25 protein-coding genes and 1 tRNA gene are annotated in these 24,197 nt (G+C 37.8%); 20 read left to right on the top strand and 6 right to left on the bottom strand.

All coding sequences use genetic code 11. The annotated features are described in order from the left end of the window. The 7 genes from EKM66_RS04380 (at position 1) to EKM66_RS04410 (ending at position 5,086) form a co-directional block, all read left to right on the top strand. Positions 1 to 678, top strand: coding sequence for an ABC transporter ATP-binding protein (locus EKM66_RS04380; protein ID WP_125762073.1), 678 nt, complete (start codon positions 1 to 3; stop codon positions 676 to 678). After that, positions 671 to 1,828 carry an ABC transporter permease gene (locus EKM66_RS04385; protein WP_125762075.1) on the top strand — a complete coding sequence of 386 codons (1,158 nt, stop codon included), beginning with the start codon at positions 671 to 673 and terminating at the stop codon, positions 1,826 to 1,828. Before EKM66_RS04380 ends, EKM66_RS04385 begins: the two co-directional genes overlap by 8 nt. An 18-nt stretch (positions 1,829 to 1,846) precedes the next feature. Then, complete coding sequence (locus EKM66_RS04390; RefSeq protein WP_125762077.1) at positions 1,847 to 2,305, top strand: hypothetical protein; 459 nt, start codon at positions 1,847 to 1,849, stop codon at positions 2,303 to 2,305. 91 nt (positions 2,306 to 2,396) lie between these two features. After that, positions 2,397 to 3,197 carry a hypothetical protein gene (locus EKM66_RS04395; RefSeq protein ID WP_125762078.1) on the top strand — a complete coding sequence of 267 codons (801 nt, stop codon included), beginning with the start codon at positions 2,397 to 2,399 and terminating at the stop codon, positions 3,195 to 3,197. 122 nt (positions 3,198 to 3,319) lie between these two features. Then, positions 3,320 to 4,015: a hypothetical protein gene (locus EKM66_RS04400; RefSeq protein WP_125762080.1), complete on the top strand. Its 696-nt coding sequence runs from the start codon at positions 3,320 to 3,322 to the stop codon at positions 4,013 to 4,015. Between the two features lie 27 nt (positions 4,016 to 4,042). Further along, a complete protein-coding gene (locus EKM66_RS04405; RefSeq protein WP_125762082.1) occupies positions 4,043 to 4,792 on the top strand; it encodes a hypothetical protein in 750 nt (249 codons plus the stop codon). A gap of 60 nt (positions 4,793 to 4,852) precedes the next feature. Next, positions 4,853 to 5,086 carry a hypothetical protein gene (locus EKM66_RS04410; protein WP_125762085.1) on the top strand — a complete coding sequence of 78 codons (234 nt, stop codon included), beginning with the start codon at positions 4,853 to 4,855 and terminating at the stop codon, positions 5,084 to 5,086. A gap of 135 nt (positions 5,087 to 5,221) precedes the next feature. Here the strand turns inward: EKM66_RS04410 and EKM66_RS04415 are convergent, their stop codons facing one another. Beyond that, entirely contained in the window at positions 5,222 to 5,533 is a 312-nt protein-coding gene (locus EKM66_RS04415) for a DMT family transporter (RefSeq protein ID WP_125762087.1), read from the bottom strand. A 209-nt stretch (positions 5,534 to 5,742) separates the two neighbouring features. Between EKM66_RS04415 and EKM66_RS04420 the strand changes: the two genes are divergently transcribed. After that, positions 5,743 to 6,561 carry a DNA/RNA non-specific endonuclease gene (locus tag EKM66_RS04420; RefSeq protein WP_125762090.1) on the top strand — a complete coding sequence of 273 codons (819 nt, stop codon included), beginning with the start codon at positions 5,743 to 5,745 and terminating at the stop codon, positions 6,559 to 6,561. 47 nt (positions 6,562 to 6,608) lie between these two features. On the opposite strand, the gene EKM66_RS04425 is transcribed toward EKM66_RS04420, so the two are convergent. Next, positions 6,609 to 7,652, bottom strand: a complete 1,044-nt coding sequence (locus EKM66_RS04425; RefSeq protein WP_125762092.1) for an alcohol dehydrogenase catalytic domain-containing protein — start codon at positions 7,650 to 7,652, stop codon at positions 6,609 to 6,611. Between the two features lie 198 nt (positions 7,653 to 7,850). Here EKM66_RS04425 and EKM66_RS04430 point away from each other — a divergent pair, with 198 nt between their 5' ends. The 3 genes from EKM66_RS04430 (at position 7,851) to EKM66_RS04440 (ending at position 10,362) form a co-directional block, all read left to right on the top strand. After that, on the top strand, positions 7,851 to 9,197 hold the full coding sequence (locus EKM66_RS04430; RefSeq protein ID WP_125762094.1) for a M20/M25/M40 family metallo-hydrolase: 1,347 nt from the start codon (positions 7,851 to 7,853) through the stop codon (positions 9,195 to 9,197). A 98-nt stretch (positions 9,198 to 9,295) separates the two neighbouring features. Continuing rightward, positions 9,296 to 10,060 carry a hypothetical protein gene (locus tag EKM66_RS04435; RefSeq protein ID WP_125762096.1) on the top strand — a complete coding sequence of 255 codons (765 nt, stop codon included), beginning with the start codon at positions 9,296 to 9,298 and terminating at the stop codon, positions 10,058 to 10,060. A gap of 83 nt (positions 10,061 to 10,143) precedes the next feature. Next, positions 10,144 to 10,362: a P8 family protein gene (locus tag EKM66_RS04440; protein WP_076614180.1), complete on the top strand. Its 219-nt coding sequence runs from the start codon at positions 10,144 to 10,146 to the stop codon at positions 10,360 to 10,362. Between the two features lie 401 nt (positions 10,363 to 10,763). Here the strand turns inward: EKM66_RS04440 and EKM66_RS04445 are convergent, their stop codons facing one another. Further along, a complete protein-coding gene (locus EKM66_RS04445) occupies positions 10,764 to 11,183 on the bottom strand; it encodes a hypothetical protein (RefSeq protein WP_164505038.1) in 420 nt (139 codons plus the stop codon). A 241-nt stretch (positions 11,184 to 11,424) separates the two neighbouring features. Next, positions 11,425 to 13,119, bottom strand: coding sequence for a phosphoenolpyruvate carboxykinase (ATP) (locus EKM66_RS04450; RefSeq protein ID WP_125762101.1), 1,695 nt, complete (start codon positions 13,117 to 13,119; stop codon positions 11,425 to 11,427). 306 nt (positions 13,120 to 13,425) lie between these two features. On the opposite strand from EKM66_RS04450, the gene EKM66_RS04455 reads away from it, so the two are divergent. The 4 genes from EKM66_RS04455 to EKM66_RS04470 all read left to right on the top strand — a co-directional run bounded on the left by EKM66_RS04455 (position 13,426) and on the right by EKM66_RS04470 (position 17,253). Next, a tRNA-OTHER gene (locus EKM66_RS04455) sits at positions 13,426 to 13,491 on the top strand. 82 nt (positions 13,492 to 13,573) lie between these two features. Then, positions 13,574 to 15,151: a YfcC family protein gene (locus EKM66_RS04460; RefSeq protein WP_125762103.1), complete on the top strand. Its 1,578-nt coding sequence runs from the start codon at positions 13,574 to 13,576 to the stop codon at positions 15,149 to 15,151. Between the two features lie 44 nt (positions 15,152 to 15,195). Next, on the top strand, positions 15,196 to 15,924 hold the full coding sequence (locus EKM66_RS04465) for an NUDIX domain-containing protein (RefSeq protein WP_125762105.1): 729 nt from the start codon (positions 15,196 to 15,198) through the stop codon (positions 15,922 to 15,924). A gap of 156 nt (positions 15,925 to 16,080) precedes the next feature. Then, positions 16,081 to 17,253 (top strand): MFS transporter, encoded by a 1,173-nt coding sequence (locus EKM66_RS04470; RefSeq protein ID WP_125762216.1) that lies wholly within the window; start codon positions 16,081 to 16,083, stop codon positions 17,251 to 17,253. 55 nt (positions 17,254 to 17,308) lie between these two features. Here the strand turns inward: EKM66_RS04470 and EKM66_RS04475 are convergent, their stop codons facing one another. Then, on the bottom strand, positions 17,309 to 17,968 hold the full coding sequence (locus EKM66_RS04475; protein WP_125762107.1) for a histidine phosphatase family protein: 660 nt from the start codon (positions 17,966 to 17,968) through the stop codon (positions 17,309 to 17,311). Positions 17,969 to 18,015: 47 nt separating this feature from the next. After that, a complete protein-coding gene (locus EKM66_RS04480; protein ID WP_125762109.1) occupies positions 18,016 to 18,669 on the bottom strand; it encodes a histidine phosphatase family protein in 654 nt (217 codons plus the stop codon). A gap of 105 nt (positions 18,670 to 18,774) precedes the next feature. On the opposite strand from EKM66_RS04480, the gene EKM66_RS04485 reads away from it, so the two are divergent. The 5 genes from EKM66_RS04485 to EKM66_RS04505 all read left to right on the top strand — a co-directional run bounded on the left by EKM66_RS04485 (position 18,775) and on the right by EKM66_RS04505 (position 24,163). Then, on the top strand, positions 18,775 to 19,395 hold the full coding sequence (locus EKM66_RS04485) for an NAD(P)-dependent oxidoreductase (protein WP_125762111.1): 621 nt from the start codon (positions 18,775 to 18,777) through the stop codon (positions 19,393 to 19,395). Between the two features lie 4 nt (positions 19,396 to 19,399). Beyond that, a complete protein-coding gene (locus EKM66_RS04490; RefSeq protein ID WP_125762113.1) occupies positions 19,400 to 19,837 on the top strand; it encodes a flavodoxin domain-containing protein in 438 nt (145 codons plus the stop codon). A gap of 105 nt (positions 19,838 to 19,942) precedes the next feature. Next, a complete protein-coding gene (locus EKM66_RS04495) occupies positions 19,943 to 21,319 on the top strand; it encodes a class II fumarate hydratase (protein WP_125762115.1) in 1,377 nt (458 codons plus the stop codon). Between the two features lie 27 nt (positions 21,320 to 21,346). Then, positions 21,347 to 22,747 carry a flavocytochrome c gene (locus EKM66_RS04500; RefSeq protein ID WP_125762117.1) on the top strand — a complete coding sequence of 467 codons (1,401 nt, stop codon included), beginning with the start codon at positions 21,347 to 21,349 and terminating at the stop codon, positions 22,745 to 22,747. A 123-nt stretch (positions 22,748 to 22,870) separates the two neighbouring features. Next, complete coding sequence (locus EKM66_RS04505; RefSeq protein ID WP_125762119.1) at positions 22,871 to 24,163, top strand: L-cysteine desulfidase family protein; 1,293 nt, start codon at positions 22,871 to 22,873, stop codon at positions 24,161 to 24,163. Positions 24,164 to 24,197 lie beyond the last annotated feature (34 nt).

Consider the following 24,197-nt stretch of genomic DNA (forward strand, 5'->3'; position numbering starts at 1 on the left):
ATGCTAAAAATAAAAAATGTGGGGAAATCATACGGACAATTTCAAGTATTACAAAACATTGATCTTGAAGTGGCTGATGGGGAATTCTTAGCCATTATGGGACCATCTGGTTCGGGTAAGTCTACCTTGATCAATATTCTGGGTTTGTTGGACCAAGATTATACTGGTGAATATTTACTGAATAATAAGAGCTATAAGGAGACTAGCGATAACTTATTGTCACGTATTCGTGGAGATCAATTGGGCTTCGTCTTCCAAAATTTCAAATTATTAACAACTTATAGTGTTTACGAAAATATTGAAGTTCCACTTATTTATAGTAAAAACGAGCAGCATCACAAACGTGAACGAGTTGAAGATGTTATAGAAAAAGTTGGACTCAATGGCAAAGAGAAGCATCGTCCTGCTGAATTATCTGGTGGTCAACAACAACGTGTCGCTATTGCTCGAGCTATTGTTAATCAGCCGAAGTTAATAATTGCGGATGAACCAACGGGTGCACTTGATTCTAAGACTAGTAAGGAGATCATGGATATCTTCACTAAATTGAATCAAGATGGCACAACTATCATCATGGTTACTCATGATGAAGAAGTAGCTGAATATGCCATGCGCACGGTCTATATCCGTGATGGTAAGTTATATCACGATGCAAAGGATGTGTTTAAAAATGATTGATAAACTTTTGATCGCATTCAAATCAATTGGTAAGAATAAGAATCGTAACTTTCTAACAATGCTCGGTATTATTATCGGGATCGCTTGTGTTATTGCAATTCTTGCTGTTGGTGATGGTTTCACTAAGACTATGACCAAAGGGATGGGAACACATAACGATAGTGGACGAGTAACGATAAGCTTTGAGACTTCATCATATGATGATTCAACTAGTGGATTCACTCAAAATGATGTCTCTAGTATTGAATCACTATCCGGTGTTGATCATGTGAAACTTGATAGCAGTAGTCAAGAGGCTAGTGCCAAAGTTCAATATAAGACGAAGCACGAGACGACCAGTTTGAATAAGGCTCCGAAACATTTGAATCTGTACAAGGGGAACGATACAACAATCTATAGCGATGATTCAAGTAATGTTTTTATCTCGCACGGATTAGCTAACCGCTTATTCAAAGGTGGGAATGCTCTGAATAGGGCTATGATAATTGATGGTAATGTCTTCATTGTCAGAGGTATATATAAGATCAGTGATTTTAATTACCGTCCGGATATTTATGTTTCGAAGACAGTCTTCAAACAATTATTTGCGGGTCAAATAACCAAGGATTTGGCAAGAATTTACGTTCAGCCAGGTGTGAATAAGAAATCTGTTGGGAAACGCGCTGTTAAGCAGATGAAAAAATTTGGTGAGGACAAGAAAATGGGAAGCTATTCTGTTTCTAATCCCGATCAAATGAGTAAGACATTTACCAAAATGATGAATTATATTACTTATTTCGTTGCTTTAGTTGCCGGAATATCTTTATTGATCGCTGGTATCGGCGTTATGAACGTGATGTATATTACTGTGTCTGAGCGTCGTAAAGAAATTGGTATTCGTCGAGCTTTTGGTGCGACATCGAATGATATTCGTAGCCAGTTTTTGATTGAGAGTGTTGTATTATGCGTGATCGGTGGACTGGTCGGGATCATTTGTGGATATGGGCTAGTAGCAATCATCAACGCCTTTCTACCATTTAAGGCTATCGTTACAGTCTATTCATTATTATTATCGATATCTGTCTCAACAGCAGTCGGTTTGATATTTGGATTCATTCCTTCAAACAAAGCTGCACAGTCACCATTAGTGGGATTACTAAAAGAAGAATAGTATTTTAAGGGGATTATCATGAAGAATTTATATAAATTAGATAGGGTAACATTAGTCGCAGTATTTTTGGTCTATGCGTTTAGTGAAATAACAGCGATGTTCTTATCGAATAAGAATCTATCGTCTGCACCAAGTGTGGGCAAGTGGATGGAACTAGGAATTTACACGGTTGCCTTGATAATAAGTTTTGTAATCTATTACGGCGTTATGTATTTTATTCTGAAAAATAATGAATCAGATTTTCAAACAACGATTTTTATAAATATTGCCATTGGATTGACGGTTATTGCTATCTTGGCGATCATCGCAGGATTAGTAACAGATAAGAGTCTCAACATCTGGACCAAAGGTATTTTTGGATTGTTAGGAAATGGACTCACCGCTGCCTTGAATTGGAGGTACTTAAATGTTTCTCAAGCCAGTAAGATCAAGGTATGTGTTCTAACTGTAATTTACTTTGTAATATCATTGATTTAGTTACAAACTTATTTGTTGGTATATCAAATCTGAATATCATAGCGACCTATTGCATGATAAGCTTAATTAAAACAATTAAGAGGTAACCGTTATGAAGAAAGCAACGTATTTGATACTTCCACTGATTTCGGTAATATTTCTTACTGCATGTCAAAGTAATGCTGGTAAGGATAGTTCTAAAAAGGACCCAGAATCTGAATTACAAGTTCAAAAGCAAAAAATAACTCGCAATAAAAAAGCTTGGGACGAAAAGGTCTCTGATATTAAGAGAATCGATGTAAGAACTATTGGGGAGACTTCTTCATATGTTTTTCCTCAGAACTTGAAAGAAATGAAAGCTAGTAAGAAGCCTCTGATCAAGGGCACGGTTGTGAACTTAGAGAAAATGACAAACCTGAATCATTTAGCTAATACTAAGGCAACTGTTAAAATAGACGCAGTTTTGATGGGCGATAAGAAGCTCAAGAATAAGACGATAACCATTGTTTTGAGTGGTGGGATTGTTGCCGCAAGAGAGTATTTCAATGGCATGAATTTAGAATCAGGTAAGTATAACGGCGTTACGGTTAATCCTGATTCTAATCAGAAATTATATATAAATGATACTGATGGACCTTTGCCCAAAATTGGATCTAAAATAATCACTGATTTAAGTTTGAACTCTTATGATAAGACTGACACTGGCGAGTTTGCTACAATGTTGAGAAGTAATGATCTAAAGAATAACAAGTCTTACTTGAGTGGAGAACCGTTTACTTTCTGGGTAAAAAATACAAACTCTAAGAAGTATGTGCTAAATAATGAGAATTATCGAAGACTTACTGAAAATGATGTGAGATACGATTTTGCAGTAAACTTTACTAAAGAAATTAATCAAGCATATAACAAGTAAAAAGTCTGGATGAAAATCCAGATTTTTTTTATTTGTCTCATTAATTATTTCTATATCAAATTCGAATAGCGCAATCCAATACGTTGTTGGTATGATTTTAGTAATGAAACGAGGAACTAAATATGAATAATATTATCGGTGTGATTATTTTGATGATGACCTTCGTGCCAGTTGCATCATGTCGACAATACGATCGAATTATAATTTATAACCAAGTTAAAGCGTCAGAATGCTATCAAAAACATGCAGAATTGAAAAAAAATAAAAAAATTTGGAATCGTAAAGTATCTTCAGCAAAAAGGATCAAGATTCATTCATATGAGAATGACGGGTTCATCTCTACTCCAATCAATCTCAAGCAGGTCAAGGGGTATGGACCAATTTCTATTAAAGGAATAATAACTAATTATTATGAATTATCCGGGTACAAAAGTAATGCCAGAACAAAAGCTAAAATTTTTGTAGAAAGCGTTTACAAAGGTGATGTAAAATTAAAAGGAAAATCTGTTATAGTAATTATGCAGGGTGGTTTAGTTTCATCCGATAAATACTACCATGGCAGACATAATCCTATTCCAAAACAAAAAGTTTATCTTGATAATGTGGATGCGCCATTACCAAAAATTGGATCAGAGATTATTGCTGCTATGGATATAAATGAGTATAAGAATAGTAATATGACTAATTTTGATATGGGACTTAAGGTTAACAGAATAAGTAGTGGAGGATCTTATAGAATCTCAATTCCAGAATATACATTGTGGGTTAAGAATCGAGATACAAAGCAGTATGAGGTAAGTAAAAAATCAAATATTTAATCGCTGTTATGGCGATACAGGGGTGCTATGAGAAAATTTTGGGGAATTTTTGCAGTGCTTTTAGCAGTCGGTACATTAATAAGCTGCAGTAGTAGTGTTAATAAGGCTTATAGTAGTAAGACCGGTAGTGCACAGACAGTAGTTGAACAGAGGGTTAAGATCAATCGGAAAAAGTGGAACAAAAAAGTTAGTGATGCAAATGTGGAGTATTTACCTAGCGATACTAATTTTAATGAAGTCTTTCCAATTACTTGGAAGGATTTCAAAAAGGCCAATGATTTTGTAGTCGAGGGAACGGTCCTCAATTACGAAAAAATGGAAGGTACGCTAGTTGTAGAGAGTAAGGTAATGATCCATGTTGATAAAGTAATTCATGGGAATCAAGTATTAGAAAATCAAAATATTGTTACGGTTGTACCGACTGGATTCGCATTGTCTAAAGGAACTGATGACAATACTAAGAAGTCCGATGAGATCTTGTATCAAAAGACGAGTTTTCCATTGCCAAAGATTGGAGCTAAGGTGATCACGGGTTTGAAATCCAATGCAGAACGGTATGAAGAAAATCCATCTTTGAAGAAAGCAATGGTCAAGTATAAGCTGGACGGCAGTGACTCTTACTTTATTGCTTGGCCTGATTATAACTTTTGGGTACAAACTAATAACGGTAAATATGTCATAAATAATCTAGATATACGTAATATGAAAGGGTCAAATCCTAATTATGACAAGATTTCAGGATTATTCAAATTGACGAAACAACTAAATAGCAAGTAATGTTGATCCGTGATACTATTGTGAAAAAAGAGGGCAACCGCCTTATAAGGAGGACTCATTATGATGTATAGTTCGACCCTACTAGTCCTTGTTTTGATAGGTCTAGTTGTATATTTAGCTTCAAATAATAGTTCTAGTAATGATTCTGTGAAGACGAAAAAGATTACACCAACTATGATTGGTGTGATTATTTTAGTTGTATTATTACTTGCTGCAATACCAATGTTAGGAATGTTTATGTTCCGTGGTTTCGGTGGGAGCGGTTTTGGTATGATGGGCGCTCATTGTTGGTAGATAAAGAACTTTGATCAGTTTAAATAATAATTAGAAATTGCAAACAACAAAATAAGCTTTCAATTCACCTTTGTTTGAAGTGAATTGAAAGCTTATTTTCTATGTTTAGATTGTCTATTATTTCTCAAATAATCCTTAAAAAACGTTGATCAATACAGTGCCAGAAATAACTAAGATGAGTCCGGCAATTGATGGTATTGAAATGGCTTCGTGGTAAAAAACTATACCAGCAACAGTCACGAGTACTAATCCCACACTACCCCAAGTGGCATATGTCAAACTCAGTGGTAGACGTTTCAAAACTTGTGAGAGTATGAAGAGACAGATAAAATATGATGTTAAAGTTCCTAAAGTTGGCCAAAGATTGGTGAACCCATTTGTCTTCTTTAAAAGTGAAGTCCCTAAAACTTCAAAACCGATCGACACTAACAGCAGTAAGTAATTCATAGGCGTTTCCCCGTTAAAATTTTCTCTCAATATCATACCCGATTTTTATTGAAATAACAGTATTGTTACTCAAATGAAATGATTTTTAAATCAATTTGAAATAAAAAGTTAATTCATGAATTCTTATATCAGAAAGCTAATTGACAGTTTGATTAAAATGGATTAATTTTTACTAATGTTTAAATAGGTGAGGATAGAGGAAGATAAATTTGCGAAAGAATATTTTACTGTTATTACTGACACCACTGCTTTTAGCAGGATGTTCTACGACTTCAAGTCATGCTACTGCCCAATCGATGGTGAAACAATCTGAGTTAACAGCAAAACAAATGAGCACGTGGACTTACAAACCTGGAGAAAATCCAGTTAAAATACTTAATGACGATAAGCCTTCAAGCATTAAGAAAACAGACTTTGACAAGTCACATATCAAGTACGGTGGACTGGATAATTTGAATCGTACTAAAACTGCCATCGCTTTTCTAACACGTAATAACTTGGGTAGATCTAACACTAGAACTGAACAAGTTTGGCGTCCGACCGGTTGGCATAATGAGCCTAAGTATGTTGGTGGTACGAGAGTGATTCCCCAAAACCGTGGACATTTAATTGCTTACACAATGACTTTTAATTTGAATAAATCTGGTCAGGCGCAACAGGGGGAACTTGGTAGCATCGATAATCCTTATAACTTGTTCACGCAAACGGAATTTTCGAATCAGAAGACGATGACTCAAGTTGAACAAATGGTTAGGGATGCATTAGCTCAAAATAAAAAAGTGATTTATAAAGTGACACCGATTTTTCGTGGTCAAGAGTTGATGGCACGTGGCGTATGGGTTCAGGCTCTTTCAACTGATGGCAGCCTGAAATTCAATCGTTATTTATGGAATGTTCAGGATAAGGTGAAATTCGATTATGCGACTGGGCGCTCGAAAGTTGATCATGATTTGAAAGTTCCAGCCGTACCGAATAGCTATAACAAGCAGTATCACCACTATAAGAAGCAGCGTAACTATCGCCGATAGTATCCTAAAAAAAAGCCACTACAAGAAACTGTAGTGGATTTTTTAGTTTAATCACTAACAACAACTAATGATTTAATAACCTTACGATCAGTCATTTCTTGATAGGCATCGTTAATTTGATCAAGTGTGAAGCTCTTTGTAAAGACAAGGCCAGGATTAATTTCACCGTCTAAGACAGCTTTCAATAGTCTTTCCTTATCATAAGTTGTAACTGAGGCAGGACCGCCACCAAGAATGATGTTATTTGAAAATGGAGTCGAAACATCCATCTTGCCAGTATGTGGTAAGCCGACACGACCAACAATAGCACCAGGACGGCCAACTTTCATAGCTGTCTGGGTTGATAATTCAGTTCCGACACATTCCAAAACAGCATCAGCACCTTCATTATTTGTCAAAGCTAGAATCTTTTTGACACCTTCATCACCACGTTCAGCAACGTTGTCAGTGGCACCAAATTTCTTAGCTAAAGCTTCACGGTCAGGGTGGCGGCTAGTTGAAATGATTTTAGTTGCTCCCATCATTTTGGCTGCAATAATACCACATTGACCTACAGCACCATCACCCATAACAACGACAGTGTCACCAGGTTTTACTTCAGCCACGTGAGCAGCGTGGTAACCCGTTGCCATAACATCAGCCAAAGTTAAGAGCGACTTGAGCATACCTTCAGAATAATCACTAGGTTTACCAGGAACTTTGACTAAAGCCCATTGACCATGTTGAAAACGAATGTATTCAGCTTGGTTGCCATCGCTGAAGTTATCGTTGTGTGATTGACAATCTCCATCGAAACCAGCACGGCAGGCTTTGCAATAACCACAGCCATGAGTAAATGGAGCGATGACAAAATCTCCAGGCTTAACGGTTGTTATTTCTGAACCAACTTCCTCAACGACACCAATTGCTTCGTGACCATTATTCTCAGAATTTTCAGCTTTATCTTCAAGACCACGGTAAGACCAAAGGTCAGAACCACATACACAAGCTCGAACAACACGAATAATAACATCGTCAGCGGCTTGAACTGTTGGCTTTTCAGCATCCTCAACCCTCATTTGACCAACCTTTTCAAAAAGTGCTTTCTTCATACAAAGACCTCTCCTCACAGTATTAATAACTAGATTATAATGACAATTATGACAAAAGTAACTGTTTATTAATTATTTTCAAGGAGTTATGTCTCAGTCTCTTTTGGTTGTCTTTACAAGGAGAAATCTAGAAACTACAATATTATAAATGGTTTAAATATATTACAGAATAATTAGAAATAGAGAGAAGGAATTTCTTTGAGTTCACGAGATGATTTTATTGAGAAGAATACCACCGAGTTCGAAAGTTTGTTCAAGGAATTGATCAGTGACAAAGGTATCAGTGCTACTGGTGAAGGTATTGAGGAAACAGTTAATTTACTAAAGTCCAAGCTTCAGACACTTCTTGGTGCCAAGGTTGAGGTGATACAAACCGCTGGTTCGCCAACTATTTTGGCCGGTATTAAAGGAGTTAGCGATAAAACAGTGCTGTTCTACGGTCATTACGACGTTATGACGCCAGGTGATTTGAAAGATTGGAATACGGATCCATTTGAACTGACTAAAAAGAATCATCGGTTCTATGGACGTGGTGTTGGTGATAATAAGGGACAACTACTGGCACAGATCTTAGGGATGTATACTTACAAAAAGATTCATGGAGGATTCCCATTCAATGTCAAATTCTTGATTGAGGGTGAGGAAGAGCAAGGGAGTAGGAATTTGCCTATAACGGTCAAAAAGTTGGCCGATTCCTCCTTGAAGGATGTTGATTGTGTCATTGTGGTTGATGGATCATTCAATCAGTCGGGACAACACGTTTTGAGACTTGGTAATCGTGGCGCATTAGGATTTGAAGTTACAGCTACAACTGGCACACAAGATAATCATTCTGGTAATTTGGGCAATATCATGCAAAACCCGGTTCTGGTTTTAATGAATGTAATTCAGAAGATGTATAACTTCGATCAAGAAAAGGTTCTGATCCCCAATTATTATGATGGGGTTGTTGATCCTGATGAAAAAGAAATCAGTTGGATGAATAAATTGCCATATGATAAAGAATCTATTACAGAACAGACTGGAGTTAGAAATTTACCTGAGACGGGACTGGAGTATTATCAGAAATTAATGTTTAGACCAACGTTTAATATTTCGGGTATCAATTCAGGCTATACAGACAATGGCATTAAGACAATTATTCCTAACACCGCTGTCATGAAATTGGATTTTCGTCTGGTAGGTAAACAGGATGTTTATAAGATTCAAGAATCACTCAATAAGCTACTGGCACCTGAAATAAATGATGGATTGATCAAGATTAATTACTTAGTCTCAGTCCCACCTTGTAAGACAAGTTCCACTGATGAACGTATTCAAAAGATTGTGAAGGCCATTAAGGATGCAACTGGATCAGATTTGATTGAACCAGCAATGCCGGGAACGGTTCCTAATTATGTTTGGGCAGATATTCTAAAGGTCAGTGTCTTCACAATTCCATATACTAATTTTGACCAGCACAATCATGCGCCTAATGAGAATTTAACTGAAAAGGCCTTCTATGACGGTATTAAGACGACATATGAGTTATGGAATAACATGTAGATACAATTAAAGTTGTAATGTTTTATATTGAATTCGAATTTTTAATTAGTGACGAATAATGTAACATTATCCTCAAATAGTAAAACTGAGGTAAGATAATGAAAAAATTCTTTCGCCTAGTTATGTTAACATTTCTGATTACGATTATTGCTGTTCCGATTGCTGGCTGTAGCAATAAGAAGAATGAATCAGCAGCCGAATTGAGACAGGAAAAAATCAAGAAGAATCGTGCTGCTTGGGATAAAAAAGTCAAGAATGCTGATAAGGCTTATTTGATAAGTGGGGAAGATTTAACACAAGTATTCCCGCAAACGATGAAGCAATTAAAGAAAAAGAATGACTTCGTAATTCAAGGGACGATAATTAATTATCGCAAAAAAGAAGACATAACTATGGGGGATGAGACGATTGCCTCTATCTATGTTGATAAAGTTATTGCTGGATCGAAGTCTTTGAAGGGAACGTATATCAAAACAACATTGCCACATGGTTTTGCAATGTCTGATGATATGAATGTGACTTTTGATGGGGATGGAGATAATGGCCCCAATACTGAGAAGTTCTATTGGAGCAATGATTTCCCTCTACCTAAGATTGGTAGCCAGATAATTACTGGAATTACTTCGAACAAAGAATATTTGAAAGAATATCCCGCAGTTAGAGAAGAAATGGAAAAATTCAAATTAGCGGATAGTAAGTCTTATTATATTAAGAATCCGATGGAGAACTTCTGGGTCAGGAATAATAAGGGAAAGTACGTGATCAACAATAAGGATATCCGAAATATTGATCGTGGGAGCGATAATTTCGCCTTAGTTTCCCATTTATTCGAACTAACTAAGCAACTTGACGAAAAGTATTGAAATAAATGAGGCTTTCACTGAACATCTGAAAACAAAAGAACTATAATATTCATTGTACCAATCAGAAAGGAAGCTTTATTATTATGGCTGTAGAAGTTGGAAAAACAAGTTTATTAGATAAAAATATGAAAGATGTTTTTGACTGGAGCGATTCAGATATGCCTGTACGTGACGCTATCTGGGACCACTTCATGGAAGCAACAAATCATAGTACTGATAAGACTACAGAAGAAGCTAAAAAGTACGATGACATGGCTGAAGCAGATTTGAAGCCAGCTGTTGAAAAACTATTGAAGAAATAGTCAAATTGATAAATTAAATGAAAAAAGCAGGCTCGTTAGCCTGCTTTTTGCGTGTCTTGGGTTTTTATTTTGTTCTGTTTGCCGCCTGCGGTCACGAAATATTGTACCTGCCGTGGGAGCGGTTCGAGCCGTAGTTTGGTCTTGAACCTAGACTTGAAGCTTTGCTTTGCAAATCTCCAAGCTCGTCCAGTTACGTATGAACGGAAAATCGCCGTTCTAACGTAACTTTCACGGCTGGCACAATACTTTGTGACCTCCGGCTATTGTGTTATTCGTATTCAGGCAGTTAATTATTTAAGTACGTATACTAAAGCCTGACTGATAATGTATTTTATAAACGAAACTATTGATATGAACTTTTGAGTAATGCTAGCTGTCACTCTCAATCGTAGGCGTAAATTCTAATGTCGCAATCTAAAACATAAAACAGATGCAACACTGAAGAATATTATTACTTGAATGAGTATGATCGTTACCGCTGAATCAATGCCTGCTAATATAAATATCGGTAGTGTTGATATTACGTAGATGACGATAGCCATGTTTAACCATGGTCGGTATTTTTCGAATAACTTTTCATTTGGATACCAAATGAACTGTCTAGAGGTTGCGACAAGGAAGATAACTATTGCCATCATAATTGGAAATCTTAATGATCCGTATGACCAAAGAGCGCTGGTTACAAGATAGAGAACTTCGATTACTAATGTAGTGATGTAGATCCATATTCCAAACCTTGTTCTAAATTTCTTTGAATCCATGGCAAAAATAAGAAGAAACATTAATAACTGCAACAGTATAGGGATGCTATACAATCTCATTTCATCACCATTTCCTTTTGTATTTGAATAAAATATTACGGTAAATAGTAGTGAATTAAAATTCGGATTCAATATAATGATGTATTTAAATAATTGTCAAAATAAATAGTGGCTGTGACATAACTTTTTTCGCGTAAAACAAACAAGACTAGCAATCCAAAATCGGATTACTGGTCTTGTTTGTTGTAATGCTCGAAAGTTGACCATGTTCTGTCATACTTTCTTTTCTATTTCTCAATATTTAATTATTCATCAATTGATTCAATAGTTCTTTGGCTGATTCGTGAAGGCTATCTTTAGACTTGTCATAGCCAAGGTGAGTATAAATTTCGCCAACATAGACATTATCTGCATAAAGTTTATTGAAGACTTTGTCAATAATTGGACGTGTCTTTTCTTCTTCTTGAACAGGTCCGAATGGGTTGGCGAAGAAGGTTGTACTCATACCAACTTCATCAGTCGTTCCTAATGCTTTTCTCTTACCAGCAATAAAGGTTGCCTTAGCGTGATCTTCATCAGGGAATTGATGCAATCCAATCTCAGCATCGTAGTTATTTGCATAGACCCACATATCAATACTGTGATGTTCAACTACTCGTTTGTATGTATTGGCTGGTAAGATAACACGGGCATTCTTCAATTCAGGATTCAAGTAAATACCACGGTCCATGTTATTGAAGGCGACTGAACTGCTCAAGTCATCTAATCGAACGAAGGCACCAGTTTCAGTACCTTGGGCGTAGATATTGCCTTCATCATCGAAGGCAAAACTACCCATGTCATCAAAGATAGTTTCGATGTCGATGATCTTATCGTCAGCGATTTCTTGCAGTGCTTCGATAGATTCAGACTTTCCGGCACCAGAATCACCGAAGAAGACAACTGACTTTGTCTTGCCATTTGAGAAACTAATACGAACCATTGAACCATGAATTGGTAGGCGGTTCTCATAAATCATGTGCAAGTTGTGAAGTGTTAGACACATCTTCTTCATGTAACCGAAGTAAGTAGTCTTGTCGTTATATGGAACTTCACCGACCCAGATGTCATTAGCTTCATCGTGATAATAGTGACAGACGTCGCCTTCAGTTTCATCTAGTCCAAATAGTAGGATTTCGTCTGGCTTTTGACCCTTAACACTAGCCTCGTCAGCAACATCAAATAAGTTGGCTAGAGCTACACCACTGACGAAGTAATCACGATGGAAGTAGATGTAGGCTAAACTTTCACCGATACGAGCAGGGAAACAGAACCATTCATTTTGCTTACCATCAAACTTAGCAATCGGATTGTCAGGAACGGCACTGAAGACACCTTCACGTTTGTTTGATTTTGTATGCATCATCATTGGTGGACGCAACATTAATGTATCTAAGAATCGAATACTCTTGAGACTTTCATAACCAGCAGGTGTTGGCCAGTCGATTGATTGTGTTAGTACACAGGCGTTGGTACCGGCGTTAACTTGACGATAAGTACGGTTGGAGAACCCTTGGATCTTCTCCTCAATTGCACGGTACAAATCTAGAACTGTTTCGTTATATTGGTTATCAATGTCCATGAAATTACCAGTGACGATATCACTGTTGTGTTTGTTGATTAGAGAAACTCTGAAGTATGAACGGTAGAAAGAATATAAATCTTCAATACTTGCAAGAATTTGTTCACGATCATATTTTTCATAAACATCTTTATTATCAATTAAAATAGCTTTTAGGGTGTCGATGTAATCTTTTGGTTCAACTCCCTCGTAGCTATTGGTCAATGATTTTTGACTTTCTTCTAGGTACAATTTGACTAAATCTGAGAATCCTTGACTATTTATCAATTGGAATATGTCGTTGATATACTCCTCGTTATAGTTGATAACTGCAACTGAACGGTCGGGGTTCATATAGAACGCATCCGATTCTACAGCGTTTGATGTTTTAAGCATGTATGTAAGTTCTCCTTTCAATGTTGGGGCTTAAATAACATTCTAAAACATTTTGGGTAAAACTTACATATGAAATTAAATAAAAATTAGAATATTTTAATTAATTTTCTCAAAAGTTAGATTAGAGTAAAATGAAAAGGCTTTATTTAGATTAAAGGTAATTTGTAGACAAATTGTCTGAGCGTATGGGAGCAAAGAAGTTGATTTAATTATAAATTCAATTAATTACAAAATAGATTTTATAATTTAAATTAAAAAGGTTGTAATCAAAATTTAATAATGTTATATTAATGTCCATATCACGAGTGATCAGTAGTTCAATTGGCAGAACACTTAATCATGAGGTCGCTGGTTCGAACCCAGCCTGGTCAGTAGAGGGAAGTCCACAGTGAGTGGGCTCCCTTTTTCTTTTAAGTGAGGCGTAGTGGTTGTATTAATGAGTGGGGATGAAAGTATGGGAAACGTTGGCGAAATTGCTGAAGCACCCAAGGAACCAAAGAAAAAGTTCAAATTAAGGATGCCGGGTGCATTCGCAATGTTGTTTATTCTAACAATCTTTGCCGTTATAGCGACCTGGACTATTCCAGCTGGCGCATATTCGAAGATGGTTTATAATTCTTCAAGCGCTGATCTGAAAATCACAAGTTCCACCGGACAGACATCGCATGTTCCTGCCACGCAAAAGGAACTGGATAAGCTTGGAGTCAAAATAGATATCAAGCAATTCACTTCTGGTGGGATAACGGATGCAGTCTCTGTACCAAATACCTATCAAAGACTGAAGCAAAAGCCTGCACATATCAGTGCCATTACAGAAAGCATGGTTAACGGTGTGATTGAAACCGTTGATATAATGGTCTTCATCTTTGTGCTTGGTGGGTTGATCGGCGTGGTAAAAGAAAGTGGTGCATTTGAATCGGGCTTGATGGCTTTGACCAAGAAGACCAAAGGACATGAATTCTTATTGATCTTTACCGTGTCTATTTTGATGATTCTTGGTGGAACATTTTGTGGTATTGAAGAAGAGGCGGTTGCCTTTTATCCTATCCTTGTTCCCATCTTTATTGCGATGGGCTACGATTCTATCGTATCTGTCGGAGCGATTTTTTTATCTAGCTCAATCGGAACTTGTTTTTCAACGATTAATCCCTTTTCAGCTGTTATTGCTTCAAACGCTGCAGGGATTCCATTCACTGAAGGTCTCAATTGGAGAATCATTGGATTGATCGGAGCCGCAATTTTTATCGAGTTATATCTGTATTGGTATAGCAAAAAGGTTAAGTCTGACCCTACTTCTTCTTATACTTACGATGATCATGAGAAGTTCAATGATATGTTCTCAGTGGAATCTGATGATGAGAAAAAGGGAATCAAGACACCATTTACACTCCGCAAAAAAATTATCCTGATATTGTTCGTTTCAGCATTTCCAATTATGGTTTGGGGTGTCATGTCACAAGGTTGGTGGTTCCCAACAATGGCTTCGTCATTCTTGACTTTTGCCATTATCATTATGTTTCTAACTGCGACTGGGCGTTATGGTGTTGGTGAAAAGGGTGTTGTAGATGCCTTTGTTAATGGGTCTTCTAGCCTAGTAGGTGTTTCGTTGATTATTGGTTTAGCTCGTGGAATCAATATTATTTTGAACAATGGATATATTTCAGATACTATTCTACAATTCTCATCTTCACTGGTTTCTAATGTTAGTGGACCGATCTTCATTATCATTTTGATGTTCATTTTCTTTGTGCTAGGATTTATCGTACCTTCATCATCTGGTTTGGCTGTTTTATCAATGCCAATATTTGCTCCATTAGCTGATACGGTTAACATACCAAGGTTTGCAGTTGTAACGGCGTATCAATTCGGTCAATATGCGATGCTATTCTTAGCACCAACGGGATTAGTCATGGCAACACTTCAGATGTTAGATATGAAATATTCTCATTGGTTTAGATTTGTTTGGCCAGTAGTGGCCTTCGTATTAATATTTGGCGGTTTCATCTTAGTGATGGAAGTTGTCTTGTCATAGTTGATTAAATATAATTATTAGATTACAAAGGGGACTCGTAATATATGATAAATAGACCATTAATAAGTATTACGAATGTTATTTGGAGCTTTGATCGTAATACCGACACATTACTTATTTTACTTTTGAAACGTTCTGAAGAACCATATAAGGGTAAGTGGGGACTGCCCATGACATATTTACGTGAGGATGAAAGTGCCGACAAAGCATCTTTGCGACTAGTCCGTGAAAAGATCGGTATTGATCTTCCTGCATTCAATACTGAACAATTAATGACATTTACCAATGTTAACCGTGTTGTTGGTACACGTGCGTTGTCACTGACCTATATGATTTATCTTCCAGATATGCCTGAATTAGTAGCTGGTTATGGTGCTGACGATGCTCGCTGGTTTGAAGTTTCAGCTGGGGACGATAACTATATCTTGCGTAACGGTGCCTTGAAGTTTGAGACTCTATCAGAGAGCATCTCTGAAAATGAATTCTATGTTGATTCCAATAATACGATGGTGGCTGATCACGAATTGATCTTACGTTCAGCATTTACTCGAATTCGCAATCGACTGGATTACAAGCCAACAATTTTATTAGTGTTAGGTTCAGTCTTCACTTTACGACTGGCTCGAATTATTTATGCAATTTTTTGGAGAGTTCCGGTTACTGAAATCGATAATTCTAATTTCAGAAAAACTCATGGACACATGTTTTTGGACATGGGATATGCCCATAAACCGCGCTCTGGACGACCTGCAAAAATTTATCAATTGAAATAATCTTGACATCAATGAAAGCTTGATGTTAAGCTGTTTTTAACCTTTAAAGGTACAAATTACTTAAATCATTATATTGGTTTTTAAATACAAAATAATTGATATTCCGGGATATCAATTAATCATGAAATTAAAGGGGAAAACATGCAAGATACAGTAATGCAAAAAAGTACCAAGAAGGGTCGAAAACTATTATTAGTGATTGGTACAGCTTGGTTATTTGATGCGATGGATGTCGCATTGCTTTCGTTTATTATGCCATTGATCAAAACTGAATGGGGATTGTCTCCAGCTCAGATTGGGTATGTTAGTTCAGTTACATCATTAGGTATGGTGTTTGGTTCAATTATTTGTGGTTACATGGCCGATAAGTTCGGTCGTAAGAACGTCATGATTGTCACATTAATGATTTTTTCAATTGGAAATCTGTTATTAGCTTTAACAACTGACGTAAATCAATTCATGATCGTCCGCTTCTTCACCGGTATAGGACTAGGTGGGGAATTACCCGTTGCAGCAACAATGTTAGCTGATAATTTCAAAGGTAAAACACAAGCTAAGATGTTGATCATGGCTGATAGCTTCTGGGCCATTGGTTGGATTCTGGCTTCAGTTATCTCAACTCTTATAACACCGTTATACGGATGGAGAGCAACGGTAATTGTTACTTTCCTAGTAATGCTATATGCATTCGTTATGCGCCGTCACTTACCAGAGAACTACGAGAAAAAGGAAAAGACTAGTCTACGTGAACAGTTTGCGGGTATTTTCAATAATCAACATATGGGCAAGACTCTCGCACTTAGTTTCTTGTGGTTTGTAGTAATGTTCTCTTACTATGGAATGTTTCTATGGTTACCAAGTGTATTAGTTATGCGTGGTAATACTATTTTCCATAGTTTTGGGTATACATTATTAATGAGTTTGGCACAATTACCAGGTTACTATTTGGCAGCTTGGTTGATGGGTAAGATCAGTCATAAGGTTATTTTAGTATTCTATTTATTAGGAACAATTGTCAGTGCCTTTGTATTCGGTATTGCCAATAGTGTTCCAATTCTACTTGCTAGTGGAGCATTCTTATCATTCTTCAACTTGGGTGCTTGGGGAGCATTGATTGCCTTCACACCAAGTCATTTCTCACAAGAATTCCGTGGTATGGGAGTAGGATTCTCACAATCTATTGGTCGTATTGGAGCTACACTTGGACCTTACTTGATCGGTATGCTTATCGGTATGGGATTCGGTATTCCAGTAGTATTCGGTATGTTCGTAGTAGCATTGATCCTTGGGGTTATTGTCTTGATCTTCGGAACTTCAGAGACTTATTAAATTTAAAAGATTCAACCAAAAAAGCCGCAATTTGCGGCTTTTTGTGTATTCATAATTAGCTGAGCATTTGGTTATAACTAGTAACGCGATTGAAACCATCATCACGTTCGAGCATTGTTAGACTTGAGTTCTTAGGACTCTTAGTGACATCGAAATTACCAGCGTTATAGCGGTCAGTAATTGAACGGATGGTTGTTCCATGTGAAACCAGAAGAATCTTGTCACCATCGTGGGCAACTTTGTCGATCTGTTCGAATCCACGGTTGATACGTGTCCAATATTCTTCAGCATTTTCAGCATCGTGGAATGGATCAGCTTCTTTCATGAAGTCTTTGGTAGCATCAAGTCCATGTTTTGCAATGATTTCACTAAAGGTTGAAGCACCATGTGGTTGTCCGACCATGAACCAAGCTTCTGGTGAATTCATTCCTTCGAAGTAGCCATAGAATTGTTCTCTGAATTCCATTAATTTTTGAGGTGTCAGTTTGTCGTGATTAATATTTGCGTCAGTGATCAACTTACAAGTATCGATTGCACGTCTAGCATCGGATGAAAATGCAGCACTAAAATCTACATCTTTGAGTGCTTGAGCTGCCTGTTTTGCAACCTCAACACCATCAGGAGCTAGTGGTGTATCTGACCAGCCCTGCATTTTGTTGTAACGGTTGAACCAGGTTCTACCATGACGAACCATATATATTTGATATTTTGCCATAAGTTCCTCCTCAAATTTACTATCATAAGTTTACTACATCTATAATCTTAATGAAGCTTTTGATTATAACTGGTAACACGATTAATTCCATTTTCACGTTCAAGAATTGTTAGACTGGAATTTCCAGGTAATTGATTCAATTCGTAGTCACCCGCTTTGTATTTGAAAGCTAGTGAAAGAATGGTTGTACTGTGTGTTACTAATAAGATCTTGTCACCATCATGTGCAATATCGTCAATTTTGTTGAAGCCTTTATCTAAGCGGAACCAATATTCAGTTGCGTTCTCAGCGTCGTGGAAGGGGTCTGATTCTTTGACGAAGTCCATGGTAGCGTCGAATCCATGTTTGTAGACGATCTCTTGATAGTCTTTAGCGTTGTGTGATCCAGCAATTTTGCCCCAAGCATCAGCGATACTGTCGCCTTCAAAAGAACCATAAAACTGTTCTCTGAATTCAGGCATTTTTTGTGGTAGAGGGTGGTTGATATTTGCGGAAGCAATTATCTCGGCTGTATCCATTGCACGTCTGGTATCTGAAGAGAATGCGGCTGCAAAGTCTACATCTTTTAAGGCCTTTGCGGCGCTGTGTGCGACTTCAATACCGTCAGTGGTCAAAGGTGTGTCTGACCATCCTTGGATTTTTTGGTAGCGATTGAACCAGGTTTTACCGTGACGCACTAGGTAGATTTGATATTTTGACATATTGTCCTCCTCAATTTTCATATAACTATTCTACTATATCGAGCCATAATTTTAGAACTTTCAACTTTCTTTGTGTAAAGTTAGAGATAATGGGAGGTATTTGATATGAGGATTGCAATTATTGGTGCTAATGGTAAGGAAGGTTCTTTGATTGCTAAAGAAGCTGAGAAGCGTGGAATTGAAGTTACTTCAATTGTCAGAAGCGAGAAGAAGTCTGTGACGAATGATTATTTAGTGCGTGATGTCTATGATATTACGTCTGATGACCTGAAATCTTTTGATGCGGTCGTTGACGCATTGGGATTCTTTGGTGATATGGTAAAGGAGTATGTTCCTTCAACACAGCATTTGATCGATATTTTGAAGGACAGTGCAACAAGATTGTTAGTCGTTGGCGGTGCAGGGTCATTATACTTGGATCCACAACATACTAAGCAACTGTACCAACAAGCTGATTTTCCAACTGCTGTGAAGCCTTTGAGTGAACAAATGGGTAAGGCTTTGGACTTGTTAAAACAAAGTGATATTAATTGGACCTATATAAGTCCAGCAGCTGATTTCGATCACAATGGTGATCTCACTGGCAAATATGTCTTGGCTGGTGAAGAATTAACCGTGGATGATAATGGTCAAAGCAAGATCAGTTATGCTGATTACGCAATTGCCATGGTTGATGAAATTGAGAATGAAAAATATAAGAATCAAAGAATTAGTGTAAGGTGGTAATTTAATGAAGATATTAGTAACTTATCTCAGTATGAGTGGACGTAATGAAAAAATAGCTAAGCATCTGGCAGAATATTTGAAGAAGTCAGCTGATGTTGACTTGGAACAAATAGTTGACACGGATGCCTATGGTATTACTGATTATGACGCCGTTATAGTTGAGACCTATACGTATGGAGACGGTCAAGTTCCAGACGAAGCTCAGGATTTTTATGAGGATTTGGCCGATGTTGATCTTGAACGGACTAAATTTGCCGTTCTTGGCTCAAGCTCTAAGACTCACATTCATTTCGGTCGTGCGGTCGACTATTTCACAATGCAATTGAATTCAAGTAACGGTGAACAAGTCGCTGACTCAGTCAAAATCGATCAAGATCCTGATGAAGACGATATGAAGCGAGTTGAACGATTAGGTGACTATGTTATTAAAAGTTTGAAATAGTAATAATGAGAGAATACGGTTGGACGTGTTGTGTCACGTTCAATTTTTTTGTCTATAATTATGTTAAAATCAAGTCCTGTTATCAAATAAATGGAGGTCAATCATATGACAGATTTCAGAATCGAATCAGATACTTTAGGAGAAGTTAAGATCCCAGCTGATGCTTTGTGGGGTGCCCAAACGGAGCGTTCAAGAAATAACTTTGTAGCGGGTGAAAAGATGCCCTTGTCAATTATCAAAGCACTGTTGCAGATCAAAAAAGCTGCGGCAATCTCTAATAAGGAACTAGATGCTATTGATCCTAAAAAAGCTGATTTAATTGTGGAAGCTATCGACAAGTTGTTGTCACTGAGTGATGAAGATCTAAGAAAAGACTTCCCATTAGTTGTGTACCAAACAGGTTCTGGTACCCAGACTAATATGAATACTAATGAAGTGGTTGCTCATATGGCAGCCAAAATAAATTCTGACATCGAAATTCTACCTAACGATGATGTTAATAAAGGCCAAAGTTCCAACGATATTTTCCCAACAGCTATGAGTATTGTTGCTTCAGTAGCCGTCAATAATTTGGAAGATTCATTGCAGCATTTAATCGATGAATTGAAGGTTAAACAAGAAAAATATTGGGATGTTGTTAAAATTGGTCGGACTCATTTGCAAGATGCTACTCCATTAACATTTGGTCAAGAGGTTAGCGGATGGGTAAGTATGCTTGAACATGACCTTTCTTACTTAAAGAGTCTTGATCATACACTTGGGGAGTTTGCTATGGGCGGAACTGCTGTTGGTACCGGATTGAATGCTGCACCTGGCTTTGCGGATATTATCACCAAGAGAATGACTGAAGTTTATGGTATCGAATTTACTGCCGATACAAACAAGTTCTACGGATTAGCTGCACATTCTGGATTGAATGTCGTTCACGGTGCCATTAAGACTTTGGCAGCTGATTTAATGAAAATCGGTAATGATGTGAGATTCCTAGCCAGTGGTCCTCGTTCAGGATACGGCGAATTGCATATTCCCGCCAATGAACCGGGATCATCGATCATGCCTGGTAAGGTTAATCCAACACAAGCTGAGGCATTAACAATGTCTGCGATACGGGTTATGGGGAATGATGTTGTTGTTGATATGGCATCTAGTCAGGGTAACTTTGAATTGAATGTTTACAAGCCAGTGATCATCAGTGCATTTTTGGAATCAGCTGAATTGCTTACAGGAACAATGACTGGGTTCGCTGATAAGATGATCCATGGATTGACAGTTAACGCTGACAGAATGGAAGAACTAGTTGATCAATCATTAATGACTGTCACAGCTCTATCACCACATATCGGCTATCATGAGAGTGCAACAATTGCTCAAACTGCTGAAAAAGAAGGAACAACGTTAAAGGTTGCGGCAATTAAGTCAGGTTTAGTGACTGAAGAACAATTCGATAAATGGGTCGATCCACTTAAGATGACGAATATTTAGTAAAGACAAGAAAAGGCAGAGATTATAATGGCGGAAAAGTTTAGATTTGAACCAACAGATATAGAAGAACTCAAAGATAGTTATGACTTGATCATCATAGGTTCTGGTGGAGCTGGATTGACTAGTGCGATTCAAGCGCATGAACTAGGATTGTCACCAGTTATTTTAGAGAAGATGCCATCTATTGGTGGCAATACAACTCGTGCCTCTTCAGGGATGAATGCCAGTGAGACCTCAGTCCAATTGGATCACAAAATTGTCGATAGTATGGACGCTTTTTATCACGATACCTTTGTTGGTGGTGGTAAGAAAAATAATCCGGAACTTTTGAAGTATTTCACTACCCATGGTGCCTTAGCAATTGATTGGTTGGCACAACATGGCATTGAATTAACTGACCTAACAACAGCCGGTGGCATGAGTGTTGAGCGGACGCATCGTCCTAGTTCAATGGCACCAATTGGCGGATTCTTAGTGACGGAACTTCTCAAACAAGTTGCGGCTGAGAAGATTCCCTTGTTTACCAACGTATTAGTGAAGAAGCTACTGCAAGATGATGACAAAGTTACTGGTGTTGAGATTGAAGTTGGCACTAGTAGATCCACTATCAAGGGCAAGGCAGTTATTTTGGCTACTGGTGGATTTGGGGCTAATCCTAAGTTACTTACAAAATATCGTCCTGATTTAAAGGGCTATAAGACGACTAATCAACCGGGTGCAACTGGTGATGGGATTACACTAGCAGAAGCTGTTGGTGCTAAGTTAGTTGATATGGATCAAGTCCAAGTACATCCAACTGTTCAACAAGATACTGATCATCCATTCTTGATTGGTGAGGCAGTGCGTGGAGAAGGTGCTATCTTGGTTAATAAGTCAGCACAGAGATTCGTTAATGAACTGGATACACGTAAGAATGTTACTGCGGCCATTGATGATTTGAATGAGAACGGAGCTTACTTGATCCTTGACCAGACTATTCGTGATCGTGTTAAGGCAATCGAGTTTTACGATAAGGTTGGCTTGGTTGTAACTGGTCAATCTGTTGAAGAGCTGGCGAAAAAGGACGTCCTTGACGCTGAAAAGCTTATTATTACAGTTGATAAGTGGAACCAGTCAGTTGCTGATCATAACGATGCTGACTTTGGAAGAACAACTGGTATGGAAAGAAATATCAGTCAAGGACCGTTTTTCTCGATCCATATTGCGCCAGCTGTCCATTATACAATGGGTGGCGTGGCCATTAATGATAAGACAGAGGTTCTCAAAGAGAATGGACAATCGATTATGGGATTGTTCGCTGCCGGGGAGATTGCTGGTGGTCTCCATGGTAATAATCGTATCGGTGGTAATTCTATCGCCGAAACAGTTATCTTTGGTCGCCAGGCTGGACAACAAGCATTCAAGTTCATTCAGGATTCTAAAAAATAGCTATTTGAGCAACAATAGGCGATCACTTCGAAAAGTGGTCGTCTTTTTTTGTTATTTGTGTTATGTTTAGGCAGGATTGGGTTGGAAACGCTTTCGTTCGAGGGCAAGAAAGGACGCGTTCTCATGAATTTAGAAGAAAATACTCGAAAAATGTTGTTAACATCCTTACGTGTTGGGGTCGTAGCTGCGACTGGTTGTACAGAACCTATTGCTGTAGCATATGCGGCCGCTAATTGTATGGCTTATTTGCATAATAGAGATATTCAAAAGGTTGAAGTGGCGGTATCTCAAAATGTTATGAAGAATGCACTGGCTGTCATTGTTCCTGGTACCGGAAGACCAGGATTGGTGATTGCTGCAGCAACAGGAATTGTTGCCGGTGATGCTAGCGCAGGTTTGAGTGTCATTGCTGATTTAAAGGATTCAGATTTACCAGATATTTATGATTTGACTGATTCTGGAAATGTTAAGGTCAAAGTTGCTGATGTGGACGATGACTTGTACGTTGAGGTTAGTGTTACTGACAAAGAAGATACGGTCAGAGTATGTATTGCCGGAAGTCATACTAATATTTTCCTAGTCCAAAAAAATGGCGAGAATGTATTTGCTAAAGAACGTCCAGCAGCACATGAAGTATCAGCTACGAAGCAGTTCTTGCAGACAATCAAATTAGCTGATATCTGGGAGTTCTGCCAAACAGAACCGTTAGAGAATATCGAATTTATGAAGAAGTCCGCTGATCTGAATATGGCATTGGTGGAAGATGGACTCAAGAATGATTATGGCTTGAAGCTTGGCAAGTCGTTGAATAACCAAACTTTGAATGCTGTAACGGATGACTTATCCAGCAAGATGGTTTCATATACAGCCGCTGCTTCAGATGCTAGGATGGGTGGTTCACAATTGCCAGCCATGTCTAATTCGGGTTCTGGGAATCAAGGTATCAGCGCTACAGTACCAGTTTGTGTTGTGGCTGATTACGTGAAAGCAGATGATGAGAGACTGATCAAGGCCCTGACATTATCACATTTGACGGCATTATATATCCATGCATTTTTACCAGTTCTATCAGCTTTTTGTGCAACTGATTCAGCTGCCATGGGAGCTGCTGCTGGCTCAATATATTTATTGAAAAATGACTATCAAATGGCAATATCAGCCATTCAGAATATGATAGGTGATTCTGCCGGTATGGTCTGTGATGGTGCAGGCTGTTCATGTGCTATGAAGGTCGCAACATCGATCTCATCAATGTATCGTTCTGTTAACCTAGCTATTCAAGGCATTACGATTCCTGCCAGTAATGGATTGATCTATCAAAATGTAGATGATTCGATTCGAGGATTAGGAACTATGGTAACTAAAGGATTCAAGCAAACAGACCCTACTATTTTGGAAGTAATGATGAACAAGTAATTAAATAATAGCGACTCAAGGATTGTTTCCAATT

This window comes from Companilactobacillus hulinensis (genome assembly GCF_003946555.1).
Classification (GTDB): domain Bacteria; phylum Bacillota; class Bacilli; order Lactobacillales; family Lactobacillaceae; genus Companilactobacillus; species Companilactobacillus hulinensis.

What these genes read in the sequence shown, in the direction of transcription:
- EKM66_RS04500 (WP_125762117.1), top strand. Translation starts at nt 21,347, where the DNA reads ATGGCGGAAAAGTTTAGATTTGAACCAACAGATATAGAAGAACTCAAA.
- EKM66_RS04380 (WP_125762073.1), top strand. Translation starts at nt 1, where the DNA reads ATGCTAAAAATAAAAAATGTGGGGAAATCATACGGACAATTTCAAGTA.
- EKM66_RS04385 (WP_125762075.1), top strand. Translation starts at nt 671, where the DNA reads ATGATTGATAAACTTTTGATCGCATTCAAATCAATTGGTAAGAATAAG.
- EKM66_RS04410 (WP_125762085.1), top strand. Translation starts at nt 4,853, where the DNA reads ATGATGTATAGTTCGACCCTACTAGTCCTTGTTTTGATAGGTCTAGTT.
- EKM66_RS04390 (WP_125762077.1), top strand. Translation starts at nt 1,847, where the DNA reads ATGAAGAATTTATATAAATTAGATAGGGTAACATTAGTCGCAGTATTT.
- EKM66_RS04490 (WP_125762113.1), top strand. Translation starts at nt 19,400, where the DNA reads ATGAAGATATTAGTAACTTATCTCAGTATGAGTGGACGTAATGAAAAA.
- EKM66_RS04465 (WP_125762105.1), top strand. Translation starts at nt 15,196, where the DNA reads ATGATAAATAGACCATTAATAAGTATTACGAATGTTATTTGGAGCTTT.
- EKM66_RS04460 (WP_125762103.1), top strand. Translation starts at nt 13,574, where the DNA reads ATGGGAAACGTTGGCGAAATTGCTGAAGCACCCAAGGAACCAAAGAAA.
- EKM66_RS04480 (WP_125762109.1), bottom strand. Translation starts at nt 18,669, where the DNA reads ATGTCAAAATATCAAATCTACCTAGTGCGTCACGGTAAAACCTGGTTC.
- EKM66_RS04475 (WP_125762107.1), bottom strand. Translation starts at nt 17,968, where the DNA reads ATGGCAAAATATCAAATATATATGGTTCGTCATGGTAGAACCTGGTTC.
- EKM66_RS04405 (WP_125762082.1), top strand. Translation starts at nt 4,043, where the DNA reads ATGAGAAAATTTTGGGGAATTTTTGCAGTGCTTTTAGCAGTCGGTACA.
- EKM66_RS04485 (WP_125762111.1), top strand. Translation starts at nt 18,775, where the DNA reads ATGAGGATTGCAATTATTGGTGCTAATGGTAAGGAAGGTTCTTTGATT.
- EKM66_RS04425 (WP_125762092.1), bottom strand. Translation starts at nt 7,652, where the DNA reads ATGAAGAAAGCACTTTTTGAAAAGGTTGGTCAAATGAGGGTTGAGGAT.
- EKM66_RS04440 (WP_076614180.1), top strand. Translation starts at nt 10,144, where the DNA reads ATGGCTGTAGAAGTTGGAAAAACAAGTTTATTAGATAAAAATATGAAA.
- EKM66_RS04435 (WP_125762096.1), top strand. Translation starts at nt 9,296, where the DNA reads ATGAAAAAATTCTTTCGCCTAGTTATGTTAACATTTCTGATTACGATT.
- EKM66_RS04495 (WP_125762115.1), top strand. Translation starts at nt 19,943, where the DNA reads ATGACAGATTTCAGAATCGAATCAGATACTTTAGGAGAAGTTAAGATC.
- EKM66_RS04470 (WP_125762216.1), top strand. Translation starts at nt 16,081, where the DNA reads ATGCAAAAAAGTACCAAGAAGGGTCGAAAACTATTATTAGTGATTGGT.
- EKM66_RS04450 (WP_125762101.1), bottom strand. Translation starts at nt 13,119, where the DNA reads ATGCTTAAAACATCAAACGCTGTAGAATCGGATGCGTTCTATATGAAC.
- EKM66_RS04445 (WP_164505038.1), bottom strand. Translation starts at nt 11,183, where the DNA reads ATGAGATTGTATAGCATCCCTATACTGTTGCAGTTATTAATGTTTCTT.
- EKM66_RS04400 (WP_125762080.1), top strand. Translation starts at nt 3,320, where the DNA reads ATGAATAATATTATCGGTGTGATTATTTTGATGATGACCTTCGTGCCA.
- EKM66_RS04395 (WP_125762078.1), top strand. Translation starts at nt 2,397, where the DNA reads ATGAAGAAAGCAACGTATTTGATACTTCCACTGATTTCGGTAATATTT.
- EKM66_RS04505 (WP_125762119.1), top strand. Translation starts at nt 22,871, where the DNA reads ATGAATTTAGAAGAAAATACTCGAAAAATGTTGTTAACATCCTTACGT.
- EKM66_RS04415 (WP_125762087.1), bottom strand. Translation starts at nt 5,533, where the DNA reads ATGAATTACTTACTGCTGTTAGTGTCGATCGGTTTTGAAGTTTTAGGG.